The following is a 17356-nucleotide window of genomic DNA, read 5'->3' as shown; positions in this document are numbered from 1 at the left end:
CAGAACCGGATAATGAAGCCATGAGCTTCACCGCCGCCCCCACGGAATCCTTCGACGTGATCGTGGTTGGTGGCGGCCATGCCGGTTGTGAAGCGGCGATCACAGCCGCCCGGCTGGGCCTAAACACCGCTCTCTTCAGCCTCAATCTCGACCGGATCGCCTGGCAGCCCTGCAACCCGGCCGTCGGCGGCCCCGCCAAAAGCCAGCTCGTCCATGAAGTGGATGCCCTCGGTGGGGTGATCGGCCGCCTGGCCGATGCCACCGCCATCCAAAAGCGCATTCTCAACGCCAGCCGGGGCCCGGCGGTGTGGGCCCTGCGCGCCCAGACCGACAAGCGCCTCTATTCCCGCCAGATGCTGCAACTGCTGCAGCACACCCCCAACCTCGCCCTGCGCGAAGCGATGGTGACCGGCCTGGAAACCAGCGGGGAAGGCGATCAGCAACGCATCAGCGGCATCCGCACCTATTTCGGCAGCGTGTATGGCGCTGAAGCAGTGATCCTCACCGCCGGCACCTTTCTGGGGGGCCGCATCTGGGTGGGGCATCAATCGATGGCCGCCGGCCGCGCCGGCGAACAGGCCGCCGAAGGCCTCACCGAAGCGCTGCAGCAACTCGGCTTCCACACCGACCGGCTCAAAACCGGCACCCCCGCCCGTGTCGACCGGCGCAGCATCGCCCTCGATCAGCTGGAAGAACAGCCCAGCGATGCAGCCGATCGCTTCTTCTCCTTTGACCCAGCCGCCTGGGTGAGCGGTGAGCAGATGAGCTGCCACATCACGCGCACCACAGCTCAAACCCATCAGCTGATTCGCGACAACCTGCACCTCACCGCCATCTACGGCGGCGTGATCGACAGCAAAGGCCCGCGCTACTGCCCCTCAATCGAAGACAAGATCGTTCGCTTCGCGGACAAGGACAGCCACCAGATCTTCCTCGAGCCAGAGGGTCGCGACACCCCGGAGATCTATGTGCAGGGCTTCTCAACCGGCCTGCCGGAGCCGATCCAGCTGCAACTGCTGCGCAGCCTGCCGGGCTTGGAACAAGCCGTGATGCTGCGGCCGGCCTATTCGGTCGATTACGACTACCTGCCCGCCACCCAGCTCAAGCCATCCCTGGAAACCAAGCGGGTGCATGGCCTGTTCAGCGCCGGCCAGCTCAACGGCACCACGGGCTATGAGGAAGCCGCGGCCCAGGGTCTGGTGGCCGGCGTCAACGCGGCCCGGCTGATCGGCGGCCAGGAGCCGGTGCACTTCCCCCGTGAAGGCAGCTACATCGGCACAATGATCGATGATCTGGTGAGCAAAGACCTGCGCGAGCCCTACCGGGTGCTCACCAGCCGCAGCGAATACCGCCTGATCCTGCGGGGTGACAACGCCGACCGCCGGCTGACGTCACTGGGCCGTGAGCTCGGCCTGATCGACGACCGCCGCTGGCAACTGTTCAAGAACAAACTCGAAGCGATGGAGGCCGAAAAACAGCGACTGGAAACCGTACGCCTCAAGGTGAGCGATCCTGTGGCCCCGGCGGTGGAGCAAGAAACAGGCGCAGCGATCAAAGGCTCGATCACCCTGGCCGACCTGCTGCGCCGTCCCGGCATGCACGCCGCTGATCTGGTGCGCCATGGTCTGGCCGACGCCGACCTGCCCCTGCCAGTGCGGGAGGGGGCTGAGATCGACATCAAATACAGCGGCTACCTGCAACGGCAACAACAACAGATCGATCAGGTGAAACGCCAGAGCCAGCGCAAGCTGCCTGCCGATCTGAACTACGCCGGCATTGGCACCCTCTCCAACGAAGCCCGCGAAAAGCTCGCTGCGATTCAACCGAGCACCCTTGGTCAGGCCAGCCGAATCCCCGGCGTCAGCAAGGCCGACATCACAGCCCTGCTGATGTGGCTGGAACTGCAGAAAAGGGAACACCAACCCCTCGCCCCCACCGCAGAAGCTCGATAGCGTTGGCGTCCTGAAACGTCTGCGGTGTCAGCACGGGTTCCCACCTCACGCGCCTACTGGAACCTGCGAGCCGAGCAGGTGATGGACCAGGTATTTGACCGTGAGACGGTCGCGGCCCCAACCCAGCCGTACCTGGTGCCGGTGGATGTGGATGTGCACGAACCAACGGCAGCAGCACCCGACCGCCGCTCCCCTACCCCCTGGCTTCTGCCTCTGGTGAGTGGCGTCGCCGTTGCCGGGGTGATCTGCAGCGCCTGGCTGGTGAACAGCCTGCAGCGCTCCCGCCTGGACCTAGAACGGCAACAAAGCATCGCCCTGATCGAGCGGCTGCGCGATCAACTCGCTGCGCAGGAGACCCGTCCAGAAATAACGGTCACGCCCGAGAAGGCTTCAGAAGCGGTCTTGAGCCTGGAACCGCTGACCCTGCCGATCAAACAGCCGTTGAAGGCCGTTCCCCACAGCAGCGATCAAGCCCCGGCTCCAATCGAGCCCACCCCTCAACTCACTGGCGTGGTGCAGGGCCCCGGTGGAACCAGTTCCGCCATTTTCAAGCTGGGACAGGGATCGGTGTCCGCCGGCATCGGTGATGCCATCGGCAGCAGCGGCTGGGTTCTCGACAACGTTACTGAGAGCGGTGCTGTGATCAGCCGCAACGGCCAGAGCCAAACCCTTTCGGTGGGAGGACTCTTCTGAACCCCACCCAGCGTCTTCACCCATCACCGCACCAGCTCTGGCAAGCCCCCACCGACGCCGTGCTCTCGGCGGAGGGACCGCGACAACTACCAGGACCCTGGCGGCTGATGCTGCTGGGTGATGGCAGCCCAACCCGCCACCTGCGACTCCTGACCGGTTCACCGGTCGCCGTGGATCTGATCGCCATGGAGGCCGACCAGAGCGACCACCCCGGGGCACCGGAGGAAGTGAAGGAACTGATGGCACCCTTGCTGCGCCGCCAGGTCTGGCTGACCTGCGGCGGCACACCCCTGGCCTGGGCGGAAAGCTGGTGGAACCAAGCTGAAGCGGATTGGCACCTACGGGACCGCAACCAACCGATCTGGAAAAGCCTGACCGAAGGACGCTCTGAACTGTTCCGCGAGGTGGACGGCTTGGCCCTAGTGGAGGGAGATTGGCTCGACCAGACCTTTGGCTATCGCGGCCCGTACTGGAGCCGCCACTACCGCTTCTTCCGCCAAGGCAAGGCCCTCACCGTGATTCGCGAAGTGTTCAGCCCGCAGCTCGAAACCTGGCTCGGGCCCACGCTGCGCCAGGAGTATCAACAAAATTCATGAACAAACCTTCGGGTTTGTTGGGATTTGCTCTTGACAACTTGCCAACAGTTGTGTGCTCAGGAAGATGTAGGCACTTCGGTTCACCGTGTCATGGCTGCCACCACCTCTTGGCTCAGCCTCACCGACCTCGGTCGGATCTACGGCATTTCAGCCATTCACTGCGGCAAGACACTCGAGCATCAAGGCTGGCGTGACCGTCGAGGTCGGCCCACCCAGAGCGCACTCGACGCCAATGCCGCCATGCAGACAGGCCCCCATGGCCAAGGGCGAAGCGTGCTCTGGAACCGCGAAGTCTGCAGCCATCTGCTGGAACAAAAGGGGTACGAGCCCATGAGCCGCAGCCTCCAAATCGAACAGTGGACCCAACTGCTGGAGGCCCTTCAGGTCGGATCGCCGTCGATCACCGCCACAGCCGACCAAATGGCGGAAGAAATGCCCGGGGAACTGCTCGACGACGTAAACCACCAGCTCGCCGAACGAGGCTGCCGCTATCGGGTCAACCCACGTTCGCTTCACGCCAGCCGTTAATCGGCACGGCGGCGGCTGGAACGCGGCAGTGGCCTTCTTGCGGAAGTCGGATTCGGAGCCGCTTCTGGCTCCGGAAGCGGGGGCGTTTGCGCCGACCGTGACCAACGCTGAACTCGAAAGCTGTCATCCTCCGGCCAATCCTGCTGATCTGATTTGAACTCCTGAGCCACAGGCGGCGTTGACGTTGGCACTGGTGCCGGCACAGAACGGCGGCCCCGGCGTGAAATCGCATCGAGGGGGCGACGGGCTGAACGCATGGAACGCGCGGCCTCCGGGCGGCCCCGCCCGGACTCTTGCCAGGGCTCCTGCCAGTCGTCGTCCTCTTCCAGCAGCCACTCGACTTTTTCACCGACCCAGCGGCCCACTGAATCGAGATCCAAACCGGAACGCCGCTGGCCAGGTCGTTGTCCAGGCCGCCGACCAGACACACCATCGACGAGCTGACGTCCGGTTTCCAAAAATTGGTCGAGACGGCGATCCCGCTGATCACGGAACCGGTCCAACCGATCGAATCGCTCCTCCATCCCCTGACGTTACCGACGACGGCGGCGCAACCAGTGTTCCCGCCGCAATCCCAACAACACAATCACCACACCACCGCACTCCAGGGACAGCCAAAACACCTCCATCTAGCCCTCCGCCTCCACATAACTGAGCACACAGCTGGCATCCCAGCGGCCGTGAAAGTGCTCGATGCAACAGGCACGGCAAGCGGCATTGCGCGTGCGTCTCCGGCAAGGAGTGCGACGCCCGCAGCGGGGACAGACCGCTAGCCAGCGGGGCAGCCGGGGCGGTACCGGATAGCTGTGGCGGATGCTCACCTGAAAGCGACTCTGGGCCGCATTGATCGCTGCCATCCGAGACCGGAACAGCGGTCCATGACTTTCCCGGCGGCGCTGCACCAGATCGACCCAGGCGTGGATCATCTCGTGACAAAGCGTGCTTTCCGTGGCGGTCTGCGGCAGCGGTTCTAAGACGGGTCGCGATAAAACGATCTCGCTGCCGCGCCCCGCGCCCACCCCTGGACCACGCCGATAAAACCCCGCGGTGCGGCTCATCCGCCCATCACTCCAACGCACAGCCGTCAGCGGCTGCCCACCATCCACCAGAACACCTCCGAAATGCTCCCGGTTGAGGCGGTGAAACAACGGCAGCAGGGGCTGCAAAGGCACAGAGCGAGGGGAGGAGATCCGAATCAGCGCCATCTTGCCGTGGTCAGTCAGACTCGGCCTGCTTTGACAGCAGGTGATGGAACTAGGACTGGTGCGTGACATCGGCAGCAAAGCTTTGCTGGCGGGAGGAGTCACCCTGCTGGGGTACTGGATCTACAACGCCGTGAAGCTGGTGCTCGACGCCCGCGGCATCAACCCCCTGATCAAGCAGTTCTTCACCCAGGTGGCTGCCGGCCGCATTGATGGTGCCTACCTGCTCACCACCAAGGCCTATCGGCAACACGTGAGCCGCCAGCAATTCATCCGCTTCTTGGCCGACCTCAAGCTGAACAAGTTCCGCAATCTGAAGTCCGGAAGGCCCCGCGTGCAGGAAGGCAACTTGCTCCTCACCGTGAAATTGAAGTCCGAGGGTGACGAGGAGCTGCCCCTCGACTTCACCTTCACCAAGGTGGAGGACAACTGGCGCATTGCCCGCATCAACCGGGTCAATGCCTGATCCGCACGAGCGGGCCGCGGAACTGCGGCAACTGCTCAACCGTGCCGGCCACGCCTACTACGTTCTCGATGCTCCGGTGATGGAGGACGCGGTCTACGACCGCCTCTATCGCGAGCTGCTCGAGCTGGAAAAAAGCCATCCTGATCTGCAACGTCCCGACAGCCCGACCCAGCGGGTGGGTGGGGCACCAGCGGAAGGGTTCAGCAGCGTTGAGCACCGTGTGGGGCTGCTCAGCCTCGATAACGCCTTCAACCGCGACGACCTGCAGGCCTGGCATGAGCGGCTGCTCAAGGTGCTGGACCGCCCCAACGACACCCAGCTGCCCCTCGTGGGGGAACTGAAAATTGATGGTAATGCCCTCGCCCTGAGCTACCGCCATGGGGTGCTGGAGCGGGCCGCCACCCGTGGCGATGGCAGTCGCGGTGAAGAGATCACCGCCAACGTGCGCACGATCAGCTCGATTCCCCTTCGCCTTCAGATCGACAATCCACCGGAATGGGTGGAGGTGAGAGGGGAGGCCTTCATCCCCGATGCCACCTTCGCGGCGATCAATGCCGAACGCGAACAACGGGGCGAAGCCCTGTTCGCCAATCCCCGCAACGCCTGCGCCGGAACCCTGCGCCAACTGGACCCAAAGGTGGTGGCCGCACGCCGGCTCGACTTCTTCGCCTACACCCTGCACCTGCCGGGTGACGACCAACCCCCCAGCCAATGGGCGGCTCTGGAGTGGCTCAACACGGCTGGTTTCCGCGTGAACCCGAACCGGGAGCTCTGTGCCGATCTGGCCGCCATCCAACGCTTCTGCGACCACTGGGAGCAGGGTCGCCATGACCTCCCCTATGCCACCGACGGCGTGGTGGTGAAGCTGAACGACCTACAGCTGCAGGACGAAGCTGGCTTCACCCAGAAGGCACCGCGCTGGGCCATTGCCCTCAAATACCCCGCCGAAGAAGCCCCCACCCGTCTGCTGCGCGTTGGCGCGCAAGTGGGCCGCACCGGTGCCATCACCCCCGTCGCGGAATTCGAAGCGGTGGCCTTGGCCGGCACCAGCGTCAGCCGCGCCACCCTCCACAACGCCGATCGGATCGCTGAACTGGATCTGCATCTGGGCGACACCATCGTGGTGCGCAAAGCCGGGGAGATCATTCCCGAAGTGGTGCGGGTGCTGCCGGAGCTCAGGCCCAGCGACGCCACACCGGTGCAACTGCCGGACAAGTGCCCCGAATGTGGCTCCAACCTGGTGCGGGAGGGCGATGAAGCCGCCACCCGCTGCGTGAACAGCAGCTGCCCGGCGATCTTGCGGGGTGGCCTGCGGCACTGGGTGAGCAAAGGCGCCCTGGATGTGGATGGCCTTGGCAGCAAGTTGATCGAACAACTGGTAGACCGCGGCCTGGTGCGCTCGCTCGCCGATCTCTACCGGCTGGATGCGGCTCTTCTCGCCAGCCTGGATCGAATGGGAGACAAGTCGGCCACCAACCTGGTGGCCGCCCTGGTGGCCTCCAAACAGCAGCCCTGGCACCGGCAGCTCTATGGCCTTGGAATCCGCAACATCGGCGAAGTCAACGCCAAAGCTCTCGCCGCTGACTTCTTCAGCATCGACAACCTCGCAGCAGCGGCTCTTGAGGCACCAGAGCGGGTCGCCGCGTTGCACGGCATCGGCCCGGAAATCAGCGCCAGCCTTGGCCAATGGCTGCGCACACCCGCCAACCAACAGCTGCTGCAGGACTTGCGCAGCGTCGGCCTCTCCCTGGAAGCAAGTGCCTCCGAGCAGGAGGCCGCGAGCCAAGCTGGAGCTGATGCCGACGGCGTGCTGCAGGGCAAGACCCTGGTGCTCACAGGAACACTCCCCAGCCTGAGCCGCAGTGAAGCCAAAACGCTGATCGAAGCGGCCGGCGGCAAGGTGAACGGCAGCGTCAGCAAGAAGACCGACTACCTGGTAGCGGGCGAGGCCGCCGGCAGCAAACTGACCAAAGCCGAGAGCCTCGGGGTGGCGGTGCTCAGCGAAGACGACCTCACCGCCATGCTGCAGCCATGAGCCAATCCCCCCCTGCTCTGCACCGCTGGATCAAGACCGACTGCGGACGGGCCAAGTTGGCTGAGCTGCAGCAGCGCCGCGGCCCGATCGCCCGCGCGCGCCTGGCCTGGTTCATCCTGATCGCTGTTCTGCGGGACTGGCGTCTTCCCGATCCCGATCAGAGCGACGTCTCCACATCCTGAAGGGCCCGCCGGGCTGCCCGGCTCACCAACCAGACCACCGCCAGCGTGGCGAGCACCCCCACCACCCGCAGCGCCCAGGTACCGGCATCGGCCTCACCCCCCAGCACTTCACCGAAACGGGCCACATCTCCAGCCAGCGCCCCCAAACCGCAAAACAACACGGTGCCGGGAAGAATCCCAATCAAGCCGATGCTGTAGTCCCGCAGGCTCACCTCACTAAGGCCGTAGGCGAGGTTGAGCAGGGAAAAGGGAAAAGCGGGCGAGAGGCGCGTCAGTAAAACGAGCTTCAGCCCCTCCTTGCTGACGGCCCGCTCCACCGCCTGCAGCTTGGGGAGCTGCTCCAAGCGGCGCTGGGCCCAGTCGCGCAGCACCGAACGCCCCAGCAAAAACACCACCACCGCCCCCAGGCAGGCCCCAACGAACACCAGGCCACTGCCAAGCCAGGTGCCATAGAGCACCCCGGCCAGCATCGAAGCCCAAACCCCAGGCAGCAGGAGCGTCACCCAGAGGGCATAAAGCGGAATGAAAAGCAGCGCCCCAGCTGGGGAGCGCAGCAGCTCCAACACATCCGGCAGCCAGTGCTGAACCAAGGAGATCAAGCGAACTCACCCACGCATGGCGTGGAGCATTGCACTCAACTGGAGGCTGAGGTGTAAAAACGCAGGGCAAACAACCAGAAGGCCCGAGCCGCCGCAAAGAACAGCACCGCCAGCCCCAAGCCCGCTAGCAGCATCGGTGCGGCAGCTTCACCGAGCAGCACCTGGGCGGGAACAGTGGTGAGAAACGCCACGGGCAACACCAGGGTGAACAGCAGGCGCAGAGCAGGCGGGTAGGCGTTGAGGGGATAACGGCCAGAGGCCAGCAGGGCCCGCAACACCTCGGTGGCATTCCAGGTTTTGACGAACCAGATGCTGGTGGCGGCGATCAGAAACCAGAGCGAGTACAGGATCAAGCCACCCGCCAGCAGCATCACCAGCACGGTGAACAGGGAAGAAAGGCTGAGCACCACGCCGGCCTGATGGCTGCCCCAGGCCAAGAGCCCAAGCCCCAGGCCGATCTCCGGCAGCCCCGCCGGCGAGAGCGTGCGGAGCGACAACCAGAACTGACTGTCGATCGGCTTAAGCAGCACGAAATCCAGGGTGCCCTCGCGCACATGGGTGACGATCGCCCCAAGATTCGGGCGCAGCCAGGTGGTAGCCATGCCATCGAACACGGTGTAAAGCCCCTGCACCATCAGGGCCTGGGCCCAGCTCCAACCCCCCAACGTCTGATTGGGGCCATAGAACAGCGAAAGCAAAAACAAGCTGCCGCTGAGGCTCATCGCCACCGCCAGCAACTCGATCAACACGTTGGCCTGGTACTCCAACTGCACCGCCACGGCGGTGCTCCAGAAGCGACGCAACGTCCGCCAGTACCGCCCCATCAGGCCCCCATGGCGCTGTAGCGCCGCACGCCGGCACGCCAGAGCAGCAGCACCAACGGCAGCAACAGAGCAACCCAGACCAGTTGCGCGCCAAAGCCCGCCATCAGATCCACCGGCTGGCCCGCCAGCACCCGAGCTGGAAAGTCGATCAGGTAAGGGAAGGGCGTCCACTGGGCGACAGCCCGCACCGCCGGCGGGAACGCCGTGAGGGGTGCCAACAAACCAGAAAGAAACACGAAGGGAATGAACTGAAGCCGCTCCAGGGCGCTGGCCTTCTCACTCCAGAAGCACAGGGCCGCGATCAAGCTCTGGAACAGGAAGGCGATGGCAAAGGCCATCCAGGTGGCCAGCCAGGCCAGCAGAAAGCCGCCCAAGGAGGGCAGCCAGAAGGCCTGGGGTTGCGCCACAAAGAACACCGCTGCGATCAAGGCCGCGAAGGGCAGGCGGGTGAGCTGCTCACCGAGGTGAGCCGCCACATACCGCCAGAGCGGATGCAGCGGCTGCAACAGATAGGGCGACAGCCGACCCAGCAGGGCGTCCTCCTCGAAGGCGTAGACGACCCAAACCACCGAGAACTGGCGCACCAAATAGGCGCTGAGAAAATAACGATCCAGGGCCACACCATCCAGCCCTAGCCCCGAGCGCGCGTCGCTGCCGCTCCAGACGCTGAGCATGATGAACGGCAACACCCCGGAGAGGGCCCAGAGGGCGATCTCGGCGCGGTACTCGAGCATGTGGGCGTACTGGGATCCCAGCAGCACCCGGATGATCCGACGGTTCAACCCGAAAATCCGCATCAGACGCGCCCCTGCCGGAACAACCCACCGATCAACTCCTCTATGGGCGGATCGGTCACGTCCAAATCGCGTACGGGGAAGCGGTCCAGCAGCTGCGCCACCACAGCAGTGAGCTGGTCGCGGGGCACCAGCAGCCGCACATCACAGCCCTCCAGCTGCTCGAGCCGTCCCAGCCCGGCCAGTGCTGCCGGCTCAATCGGCGACTCCAATTTCAGCCGCACCTCCCGCTCCGGCGCCAATTGATCGGCAAGAGCCTCAAGGGGGCCGTCGTGGAACAACCGCCCCTGGTGGATCAGCAGCACCCGTGGACAGAGCGCCGTGATGTCGGCCATGTAGTGGCTGGTGAGCAACACGGTTGACCCCGTGCGGCGGTTGTAGTCCGCCAGGAACTGACGCACCCGGGCCTGGGCATTCACATCCAGCCCAAGAGTTGGTTCATCGAGGAACAGCACCTCCGGCTCGTGCAGCAAGGCCGCCAGCAGTTCAGCCTTCATCCGCTGGCCCAGGGAGAGCTTGCGCACCGGGCGAGTGAGCTCCTCCCCCAGCTCCAGCAGATCGGCCAGCGCGCTGATCCGCCGCTTGGCCACAGCATCGGGGATGCCGTAGACCGCTGCATTCACCCGCAAGGAATCCATCGGCGGCAGGTCCCAGAGCAGCTGCTGCTTCTGCCCCATCACCAAGGTGATCCGGCGCAAAAACTCTGCCTGGCGTCGCTGCGGCCTGTGCCCTGCCACCTGCACCTCCCCAGCGCTGGGGTGGATCAACCCGCAGAGCATCTTCAAGGTGGTGGTTTTGCCGGCGCCATTGGCGCCGAGAAAGCCCACCATCTCGCCGGGCTCAATCGCAAAGGACACGTCGTGCACCGCCGTCACATCCCGCGTGCGGCGCCGGATGAAATGGCGCATGGTGCCGGCCAAACCGGGCTGCTTCTCGGCAACCCGGTAGGTCTTGCTCAGCCCCTGAACCTGAATCACCGGATCAGCTCAGGTCGGCCAAGCGCTTACGGGCCAAATCCGCCTGGGCCTGCTTCTCATCCAAGTTGGCCTGACACTCAGCCACCACCTCCGGCGGTGCCTTATCAGCGAAGTTGGGATTCCCCAAACGGCCGGCCAGGCCCTTGATCTCCTTCTCCGCCTTGGCGATGTCTTTCTCCAGGCGGCCCTTGAGCGCATCCAGATCGACGAGGCCTTCGATCGGCAACAGCACCTGCAGCTCACCGCTCACCCCAGCCAAGGCCTTGGCCACCGGAGCGGCATCGGCCTCTGTTGGTGTCATCACCGCGACCGACTCCGCCCGGGTCAGCGCCGTGATGTCGGCCGTGCCTTGGCTGAGCACAGCCGCCAGCTCGCCGCGGCCGGTGACGAAGCGTACCGGCACCGACTGGGAGGGCTTGAGACCCGCCACAGCGCGAAGGTTGCGCACCACACGAATGGCACCGATCAGCTCGGCGAAGGAGGCTTCTAACCCATCATCCAGAGCGCTTTGATCCAACACCGGCCAGGGTTGCAGGGCCAGGAAGCTGGTCTCCGGCTCACCCGTGACGCTGTGCCAGAGCTCCTCGGTGAGGTGGGGCATCAGCGGATGCAGCATCAGGTGCATCTGGCTGATCACCTTGGCCAGCACCTGCTTGGCCACCCGCTGATCGGCGAGGGCCTCGGCTGAGGGGTTCTCACCGGGGTTGAGCCGGCGCTTGCTTAGCTCCAGATACCAATCGCAAACGTCGTTCCAAGCGAACTCGTAGAGCCCCTTGGCCGCTTCACCGAGGCCATAGTTGCTGTAGCGCTCGGCTGTCTCCCGATTCACCCGGGCCAGGCGGGAAAGAATCCAGAGGTCCGCCAGCTGCAGAGCCGCGGGGTCGGGGTCCCCCAATTGGGCCGGCGTTTCGCCACCCAGGTTCATCAGGGCGAAGCGGGTGGCATTCCAGAGCTTGTTGGCGAAATTGCGGGAGGCCTCCACCGTGGCGGAGGTGTCTTTCTTGCGGTCGTAGTCCAGGCGGATGTCCTGACCAGCGCCAGCCACTTCCCGCACCAGGGCGAAGCGCAGGGCATCAGTGCCGTAGCGGTCGATCAGCAGCAGCGGATCGATGCCGTTGCCGGCGCTCTTGCTCATCTTGCGGTTCTGCTCGTCCCGCACCAGGCCGTGGATGTAGACGTCCTGGAAGGGCATCTCGCCGGTGAAGGCGCCGGCCATCATCGTCATCCGGGCCACCCAGAAAAAGATGATGTCGAAGCCCGTCACCAGGGTGCTGGTGGGATACCAACGCTGCAGATCGGCGCTGCTCGCATCGGGCCAGCCCAAGGTGGAAAAGGGCCACAGGCCACTGGAGAACCAGGTGTCGAGCACGTCTTCGTCCTGCTCGATCTCCGCCGCCGCACCGAACTCCGCCTTGGCTTTCTCCAGGGCTTCGGCTTCGTTGAGGGCCACCACGTAGGGCGTGGTGTCGGTGTACTTGCCGCCGCTCTCACTGATTACGAACCAGGCGGGGATGCGATGCCCCCACCAAAGCTGACGGCTGATGCACCAGTCGCGGATGTCGGTGAGCCAGTCGCGGTAGACCTTCTCCCAGCGCTCAGGAATGAAGCGGGGATCTTGCTGTTCCAGCGCCTCACGGCAGCGGGCAGCTAGGGGCTCGGTTTTCACAAACCACTGGGTGGACAGCAACGGCTCCACCGGCACCTTGCCGCGGTCGGAATAGGGAACGCTGTGGCGGTAGTCCTCCACCTTCACCAGCAGCCCCAGCTCCTCCAAGCCAGCCACCACGGCCTTGCGGGCCTCGAAGCGATCGAGCCCCTCGAACTGGCCAGCCTCTTTGTTCATCGTGCCGTTCTTGCGCATCACCGTGATCTGAGGCAGACCGTGGCGCTGGCCGATGGCGAAATCGTTGGGGTCGTGGGCCGGCGTCACCTTCACGCAGCCGGTGCCGAAGTCTTTCTCCACGTGGTCGTCGGCCACGATTGGAATCTCGCGCCCCACAAACGGCAGCGTGAGGGTCTGGCCCACCAGATGGGCATAGCGCTCGTCGGTGGGATTCCCCGCCACCGCCGTGTCGCCCAACATCGTTTCAGGCCGGGTGGTGGCCACCTCCAGATGACCTTCACCGCAGCTGAGGGGATAACGGAAATGCCAGAGGTGACCGTCCACCTCCTTCATTTCCACCTCCAGATCGCTCACCGCCGAGCCGGAGGCGGGACACCAGTTCACCAGGTATTCACCGCGGTAGATCAGCCCCTGCTCATGCAGCCGCACGAAGGCCTCCTTCACCGCCTCACTAAGGCCCTCATCGAGGGTGAAGCGCTGGCGCTTCCAATCAACGGAATAGCCCAGACGGCGCAGCTGGCCCACGATCCGTCCACCGCTTTCGGCCTTCCACAGCCAGGCCCGCTCCAGGAAGGCGTCACGGCCGAGATCGTGGCGGGTCTTGCCCTCCTCCTTCAGCTGCTTCTCCAGGATCGTCTGCACCGCGATCGAGGCGTGGTCGGTGCCGGGCAGACACAACACGTTCTTTCCAGCCAAACGCTGGTAGCGAACGATCGTGTCGATCAAGGCCGTGTTGAAGGCATGGCCCATGTGCAGGCTGCCAGTCACGTTCGGTGGCGGGATCACCACCGAGAACGGTTCACCGGGCGCCTTCGGGTCGGGATGGAAGGCTCCCTGGTCGTCCCAGGCCTGTTGCCATCGGGCCTCCGTGCCAACCGGGTCGTAGGTCTTGGCCAGTTCGGGCACGGAATGCTCAGCGTTTCAGCAGGACATGCTCGCAAAGCCCTGCCCACTCCGGCCAACGTCCCTAGCATCGACTCACCGAAGCGATGGCATGGGGCTAATCCGGATCCAGCATCTGGCCCTGGGCATTGCACTAACGGCCCTTACAACAGGTTGCAGCAGTTGGCGCCCACCGGTTGTGATCAAGGTGGTTCGCACGATCAATAACTCAGAAACGATCTCAAGCAAGGACTACGAACGGCTGCGGGAGGTCACTGAAGACGCCATTGATCACATCAGAAGTGTGGATCCCACCATCCGCCCTCAACTAACCCTGTCCACCCAGAAAAATTTTGTTGATGAGATTGAAGATCAGACCCGTAGCGGCTTTGGCCCGGATCTGCTGATCACCGATAGCGACACAGCCCTCGAGTTGTACAAGCGCAACTTGGTCGATCCGATTGACATCTCTCGTGAAGATCGTGCTGACACACCGAGCTATCTGTTCGACCTCGTCACAGCCAAGGACGGGAAACTGGTGGGCCGTCCGGTGAATCAGTTTGTGCAGTTGGCCTGCTTCAACAAGGAGCGATTGCCCTCTCCTCCCCAGACCCTTGAACAGATGGAACAAGCCAGCGAAGAAAACAACTTCGGCATGGCACTTCAGCTGAAGGATCTGTTCTGGAGTGCTGAATCATTTGACGCTGGCGAAGCCATGGAAGCCGCACTCGCGAAGCTCCCTCCAGATGCTGAACGCCAGGCCAACGTGACCCATTGGTTGCAGTGGCTGGAAAACGCGAGCTATCAGCAAAACATTCGTTTTCTGAACGATCAGCGCACCCTCCGCGACGCCTTGGTGGCTGGAGAGCTGGATTGGATCACCTGCTGGAGCAGCAGCCTGCGGGAATTGAGAGAGCAAATGAAAGACAAACTTGCGCTCGCTCCTCTCCCCAAAGGACCTTCAACAAAGCTCAAAGCCGCCACCAAACTTCAGGTGTGGTCGCTAGGGCGAAATTCAAGCGGAACACAGCGGGAGAAGGCCCTGGTGATGATCGACTTCATCACCAAACCCTGGGCGCAGAAGACCTACGCCCTGGCCGGACGAAATTCGCTGCCGGTGAATCGCAAAGCCGCGAAGATCGTTGCCGCCAAAATCCCCGGCGGCACAGAAGCCTTGGTGATGTATGCACAGCAGTCGCTGAAAGTAAATGCCGCAAAAGGACAATCCAAAGCGCGCGTGTTTCGCGATCCAGAGCGTTATGAAACCATCTCAGATGCTCTGCTCGACACCATCTACGACGTCAGTTCCCCAGAGGAATCCAGTCAAAAAATCCTGAAAAGTTTGCGGGAGAGCGATTCATGATCACCGAAATCACCTCTGAAACCACGACCTGGCTGGGCTATCTGCAGCGGGGTTCCGTGCTTCTCCAGGTGGGATTGTTCGTCGCCGCCATCACCAGCGAATCACGGGTGAAGCGAAAACTCAGGAGTCCCCTGATCGCCAGCCTGATCCATCTCCTGGTGCCGGCGGCACTGTTTCTCATCGCCACCACGTTGACCCTCGTTGGAGTCACAGCGGGCTACCTGCAGTATCTGGCGCTGCTCTGGCTGATCTGGCGCTGCGTGGAACCCACCAAGCAACTCATTCTCAGCCGCTTTCCAAAAGTACCGGTCGAAGAAATCGATAAATCATTCTTCCGGCCCATTCTGTTGGTCATTTCAATCCTCACCTTCTTCCAGATGCTTGGAAGCCGGGAATCGCTGTCGCTGATTTCCCTGGGAGATGTGTTCGGGGTGACGCTCACCATCGGCAAATTGTGCACAGCTCTGGTAATCGTTTATCTGGTTATCACCCTGGCCAGCCGTCCGGCAGCCTTCGCCGCCTGGCTTGGGGGTGGATTCTTCGGCATTAAGCCCCAGGGCCGCAAAGCGCTCGAAGTGATTCTTCGCTACTCGGTGATCGGCATTGGCGTCATGGGGGTGGCGTATTACATCGGAATCAATGGCACCGCCTTAGTAGCTGTAGCCGGAGGCCTTTCCGTGGGCATCGGCTTTGGCATTAAAGAGATCATTTCCAATTTCATCAGCAGCCTCTGGCTGCTGTTTGAAGGCTCCGTGCGCCCCGGAGAAATCCTGATGATCAACGGCGACCCCTGCACCGTGAGAAAGCTGGGGCTGCGCGCCACCCAATTGCGCCGCGGCCGCGATGGCGCCGAACTGCTGATTCCAAATCAAAATTTCTTCACCCAAGAGGCTGAGTCGTACACCGCCGAAGAAACCTCCCGCCGCGACGGGGTGATGGTGGGAGCGGCTTATCACCACGAACCCAGTCAAGTGATTGCGGTCTTGGAGGAGGTCGCCCGCAAGCACGAGAAGGTGCTGCAGTACCCACCCCCGGCAGCCTTCACCGTCGATTTCGCGGATTCATCGATCAACTACAAGCTGCTGTTCTGGGTACGCAACCCACTCGAAGCGTTTGCTGTTGGGAGTGATTTACGCCAAGCCATCTGGACGGCTTTTGAAGAGAACGGCATCGGCATCCCCTTCCCACAACGCCAGGTTTACCCGATGGAGTGGCCACCATCAAAAGATCAGACCCTGCGCATAGGTGCTGCCGCCAATCAGTTGCAAGTGGAAGACGCCATCCCAGAGGACCAGCCCAGCTCAACGGGCGAGGCGACTTAAGTAGTCCTCCTGGCGTCCGGCATTGATCCAACCGGTGGCGATCAGCTTGCTTGCGCTCTCACTCACCCGTCCCCGATGAATGTGGGATGGAGCAGCAGGGAAGATCACCAGCTTGCCCCGCTCCGCCGGTTCGTGATGGTCCTGCCAATGAAACTCGGTGCCCGCCTCATCCACGTCGTTGCAATAAAGAATCCAGGCCAGCACTCGGTGCACCGGTTCGGTGACCTCATCGCTAATGGTCCAATCACAGTGCCAACGCTTGAACCCTTCCCCAGGGGCGTAGTGCTGAAGATTGAAGATGGGATTGACGAACAGGCTCTGCTGCGGGCAGCACTGACGGAACATCGGTCGCTCCTGCAGATAGCGATCCAACCCTGCCGTCACCCCACGAAAGATCAGTTGTGAAAGGGCGAAGGATTCAGGTTCCGAGCGATCAATCGCCACCAGGCTGATGTCGGTGCTCTGTTTCGCCGGTTCGCCCGTACCATCCGGCCCAAAGGTCACGCCAGGACGGTGCAAATCCAAGCGGCGCGGGAAGAACTCACTCACGGCATCGGCCACCGACTCGAAGCCGGCATTGCGGTAACGGCCGATCAGGTTCATGCCGTTGCCACCATGCGGGGAATCGCCACCACAGCATCCAGGGCCTGCCAGCGACCACGATCCGCTACCACCTGATCCTGAAGCTTCACCTGTTCAATCACCGCCGCGGCCCGTTCGAGATCCAGAGGGACACCAGGACCCATCGGCAACACCAGCACCTGCTGCTCGGCCGGATCCGCCATCACCTGAAGATCAAGAGCCTCCAGTTCCCGCTCAAAGAAAACCCGCCGCATCCTGGTGGTGAGGCTCGGACCGAGCGCCTCGACGAAATGGGCCATGCCGGCTTCATCCCCGGAGCTGCCGCAATTCAACGACAACCAGATCAACAACTTCACCCAACTTTCCGCAGTCCAGAGGGGCTGGAAGCTCTCCCGGTGTTGCCGCACAAGCTCAGCAATGGCGAAATCAAAGAGCGTGGCCTGGAGGCCAGTGGCATCAGCGGAATCCATGCTGTTCATCCTCTCCTGTGAAAGGTCAGACTGGGGCGACTGGCTA

18 protein-coding genes are annotated in these 17356 nt (G+C 63.1%); 9 read left to right on the top strand and 9 right to left on the bottom strand.

Annotation, left to right across the window (positions count from 1 at the left end):
• The first annotated feature begins 20 nt into the window (after positions 1 to 20).
• The 4 genes from mnmG (at position 21) to FZZ88_RS03380 (ending at position 3769) form a co-directional block, all read left to right on the top strand.
• Positions 21 to 1952 (top strand): tRNA uridine-5-carboxymethylaminomethyl(34) synthesis enzyme MnmG, encoded by a 1932-nt coding sequence (gene mnmG / locus FZZ88_RS03395; RefSeq protein ID WP_166016286.1) that lies wholly within the window; start codon positions 21 to 23, stop codon positions 1950 to 1952.
• A 24-nt stretch (positions 1953 to 1976) separates the two neighbouring features.
• Positions 1977 to 2645 (top strand): pilus assembly protein PilZ, encoded by a 669-nt coding sequence (locus FZZ88_RS03390; RefSeq protein WP_226423602.1) that lies wholly within the window; start codon positions 1977 to 1979, stop codon positions 2643 to 2645.
• On the top strand, positions 2642 to 3241 hold the full coding sequence (locus tag FZZ88_RS03385) for a chorismate lyase (RefSeq protein WP_206339067.1): 600 nt from the start codon (positions 2642 to 2644) through the stop codon (positions 3239 to 3241). The genes FZZ88_RS03390 and FZZ88_RS03385 overlap by 4 nt, the downstream gene beginning before the upstream one ends.
• A gap of 90 nt (positions 3242 to 3331) precedes the next feature.
• On the top strand, positions 3332 to 3769 hold the full coding sequence (locus FZZ88_RS03380; RefSeq protein ID WP_166016282.1) for a hypothetical protein: 438 nt from the start codon (positions 3332 to 3334) through the stop codon (positions 3767 to 3769).
• On the opposite strand, the gene FZZ88_RS03375 is transcribed toward FZZ88_RS03380, so the two are convergent.
• Both FZZ88_RS03375 and FZZ88_RS03370 read right to left on the bottom strand, forming a co-directional pair.
• A complete protein-coding gene (locus tag FZZ88_RS03375) occupies positions 3766 to 4293 on the bottom strand; it encodes a hypothetical protein (protein ID WP_166016280.1) in 528 nt (175 codons plus the stop codon). The two genes, FZZ88_RS03380 and FZZ88_RS03375, sit on opposite strands and share 4 nt — an antisense overlap.
• A 105-nt stretch (positions 4294 to 4398) precedes the next feature.
• Entirely contained in the window at positions 4399 to 4974 is a 576-nt protein-coding gene (locus FZZ88_RS03370) for a SprT family zinc-dependent metalloprotease (RefSeq protein ID WP_166016278.1), read from the bottom strand.
• Positions 4975 to 5017: 43 nt separating this feature from the next.
• On the opposite strand from FZZ88_RS03370, the gene FZZ88_RS03365 reads away from it, so the two are divergent.
• From FZZ88_RS03365 to FZZ88_RS03355, 3 genes are read left to right on the top strand one after another with little or no spacing between them, the layout of a single operon-like run.
• Positions 5018 to 5437, top strand: a complete 420-nt coding sequence (locus FZZ88_RS03365; RefSeq protein ID WP_230332813.1) for a hypothetical protein — start codon at positions 5018 to 5020, stop codon at positions 5435 to 5437.
• The gene (ligA, locus tag FZZ88_RS03360) at positions 5430 to 7472 is read left to right on the top strand and encodes an NAD-dependent DNA ligase LigA (RefSeq protein ID WP_230332812.1); all 2043 of its coding nucleotides are present in this window, start codon (positions 5430 to 5432) and stop codon (positions 7470 to 7472) included. The genes FZZ88_RS03365 and ligA overlap by 8 nt, the downstream gene beginning before the upstream one ends.
• Positions 7469 to 7654 carry a hypothetical protein gene (locus FZZ88_RS03355; protein WP_166016274.1) on the top strand — a complete coding sequence of 62 codons (186 nt, stop codon included), beginning with the start codon at positions 7469 to 7471 and terminating at the stop codon, positions 7652 to 7654. The genes ligA and FZZ88_RS03355 overlap by 4 nt, the downstream gene beginning before the upstream one ends.
• Here the strand turns inward: FZZ88_RS03355 and FZZ88_RS03350 are convergent.
• Genes FZZ88_RS03350 through FZZ88_RS03330 form a run of 5 tightly spaced genes read right to left on the bottom strand, consistent with a single transcriptional unit; the run spans position 7630 to position 13597 of the window.
• Complete coding sequence (locus FZZ88_RS03350; protein ID WP_115024596.1) at positions 7630 to 8253, bottom strand: TVP38/TMEM64 family protein; 624 nt, start codon at positions 8251 to 8253, stop codon at positions 7630 to 7632. The genes FZZ88_RS03355 and FZZ88_RS03350 overlap by 25 nt on opposite strands.
• A gap of 35 nt (positions 8254 to 8288) precedes the next feature.
• On the bottom strand, positions 8289 to 9077 hold the full coding sequence (locus FZZ88_RS03345) for an ABC transporter permease (protein ID WP_166016272.1): 789 nt from the start codon (positions 9075 to 9077) through the stop codon (positions 8289 to 8291).
• Positions 9077 to 9874: an ABC-2 family transporter protein gene (locus FZZ88_RS03340; RefSeq protein WP_166016270.1), complete on the bottom strand. Its 798-nt coding sequence runs from the start codon at positions 9872 to 9874 to the stop codon at positions 9077 to 9079. Before FZZ88_RS03340 ends, FZZ88_RS03345 begins: the two co-directional genes overlap by 1 nt.
• Positions 9874 to 10848, bottom strand: a complete 975-nt coding sequence (locus FZZ88_RS03335; protein WP_166016268.1) for an ATP-binding cassette domain-containing protein — start codon at positions 10846 to 10848, stop codon at positions 9874 to 9876. Before FZZ88_RS03335 ends, FZZ88_RS03340 begins: the two co-directional genes overlap by 1 nt.
• Before the next feature lie 4 nt (positions 10849 to 10852).
• Positions 10853 to 13597 (bottom strand): valine--tRNA ligase, encoded by a 2745-nt coding sequence (locus tag FZZ88_RS03330; protein WP_230332811.1) that lies wholly within the window; start codon positions 13595 to 13597, stop codon positions 10853 to 10855.
• 88 nt (positions 13598 to 13685) lie between these two features.
• Between FZZ88_RS03330 and FZZ88_RS03325 the strand changes: the two genes are divergently transcribed.
• A complete protein-coding gene (locus FZZ88_RS03325) occupies positions 13686 to 14936 on the top strand; it encodes an extracellular solute-binding protein (protein ID WP_166016264.1) in 1251 nt (416 codons plus the stop codon).
• Complete coding sequence (locus FZZ88_RS03320; RefSeq protein WP_166016262.1) at positions 14933 to 16258, top strand: mechanosensitive ion channel family protein; 1326 nt, start codon at positions 14933 to 14935, stop codon at positions 16256 to 16258. The genes FZZ88_RS03325 and FZZ88_RS03320 overlap by 4 nt, the downstream gene beginning before the upstream one ends.
• Here FZZ88_RS03320 and FZZ88_RS03315 read toward each other — a convergent pair.
• Together FZZ88_RS03315 and FZZ88_RS03310 are read right to left on the bottom strand one after the other, a co-directional pair.
• A complete protein-coding gene (locus FZZ88_RS03315) occupies positions 16238 to 16861 on the bottom strand; it encodes a 2OG-Fe(II) oxygenase (RefSeq protein WP_166016260.1) in 624 nt (207 codons plus the stop codon). The two genes, FZZ88_RS03320 and FZZ88_RS03315, sit on opposite strands and share 21 nt — an antisense overlap.
• Positions 16858 to 17310 (bottom strand): protein phosphatase, encoded by a 453-nt coding sequence (locus FZZ88_RS03310; protein ID WP_166016258.1) that lies wholly within the window; start codon positions 17308 to 17310, stop codon positions 16858 to 16860. Before FZZ88_RS03310 ends, FZZ88_RS03315 begins: the two co-directional genes overlap by 4 nt.
• Positions 17311 to 17356 lie beyond the last annotated feature (46 nt).

It is taken from the genome of Synechococcus sp. PH41509, assembly GCF_020514285.1.
Taxonomy (GTDB): domain Bacteria; phylum Cyanobacteriota; class Cyanobacteriia; order PCC-6307; family Cyanobiaceae; genus Parasynechococcus.
Note: the sequence above shows the minus strand (reverse complement) of the source record. Positions and strands in the feature narration are given on the sequence as shown.

Coding starts and splice junctions, on each gene's coding strand:
- mnmG (WP_166016286.1), top strand. CDS start 21: ATGAGCTTCACCGCCGCCCCCACGGAATCCTTCGACGTGATCGTGGTT.
- FZZ88_RS03380 (WP_166016282.1), top strand. CDS start 3,332: ATGGCTGCCACCACCTCTTGGCTCAGCCTCACCGACCTCGGTCGGATC.
- FZZ88_RS03375 (WP_166016280.1), bottom strand. CDS start 4,293: ATGGAGGAGCGATTCGATCGGTTGGACCGGTTCCGTGATCAGCGGGAT.
- FZZ88_RS03370 (WP_166016278.1), bottom strand. CDS start 4,974: ATGGCGCTGATTCGGATCTCCTCCCCTCGCTCTGTGCCTTTGCAGCCC.
- FZZ88_RS03365 (WP_230332813.1), top strand. CDS start 5,018: ATGGAACTAGGACTGGTGCGTGACATCGGCAGCAAAGCTTTGCTGGCG.
- ligA (WP_230332812.1), top strand. CDS start 5,430: ATGCCTGATCCGCACGAGCGGGCCGCGGAACTGCGGCAACTGCTCAAC.
- FZZ88_RS03355 (WP_166016274.1), top strand. CDS start 7,469: ATGAGCCAATCCCCCCCTGCTCTGCACCGCTGGATCAAGACCGACTGC.
- FZZ88_RS03345 (WP_166016272.1), bottom strand. CDS start 9,077: ATGGGGCGGTACTGGCGGACGTTGCGTCGCTTCTGGAGCACCGCCGTG.
- FZZ88_RS03340 (WP_166016270.1), bottom strand. CDS start 9,874: ATGCGGATTTTCGGGTTGAACCGTCGGATCATCCGGGTGCTGCTGGGA.
- FZZ88_RS03325 (WP_166016264.1), top strand. CDS start 13,686: ATGGGGCTAATCCGGATCCAGCATCTGGCCCTGGGCATTGCACTAACG.
- FZZ88_RS03320 (WP_166016262.1), top strand. CDS start 14,933: ATGATCACCGAAATCACCTCTGAAACCACGACCTGGCTGGGCTATCTG.
- FZZ88_RS03315 (WP_166016260.1), bottom strand. CDS start 16,861: ATGAACCTGATCGGCCGTTACCGCAATGCCGGCTTCGAGTCGGTGGCC.
- FZZ88_RS03310 (WP_166016258.1), bottom strand. CDS start 17,310: ATGGATTCCGCTGATGCCACTGGCCTCCAGGCCACGCTCTTTGATTTC.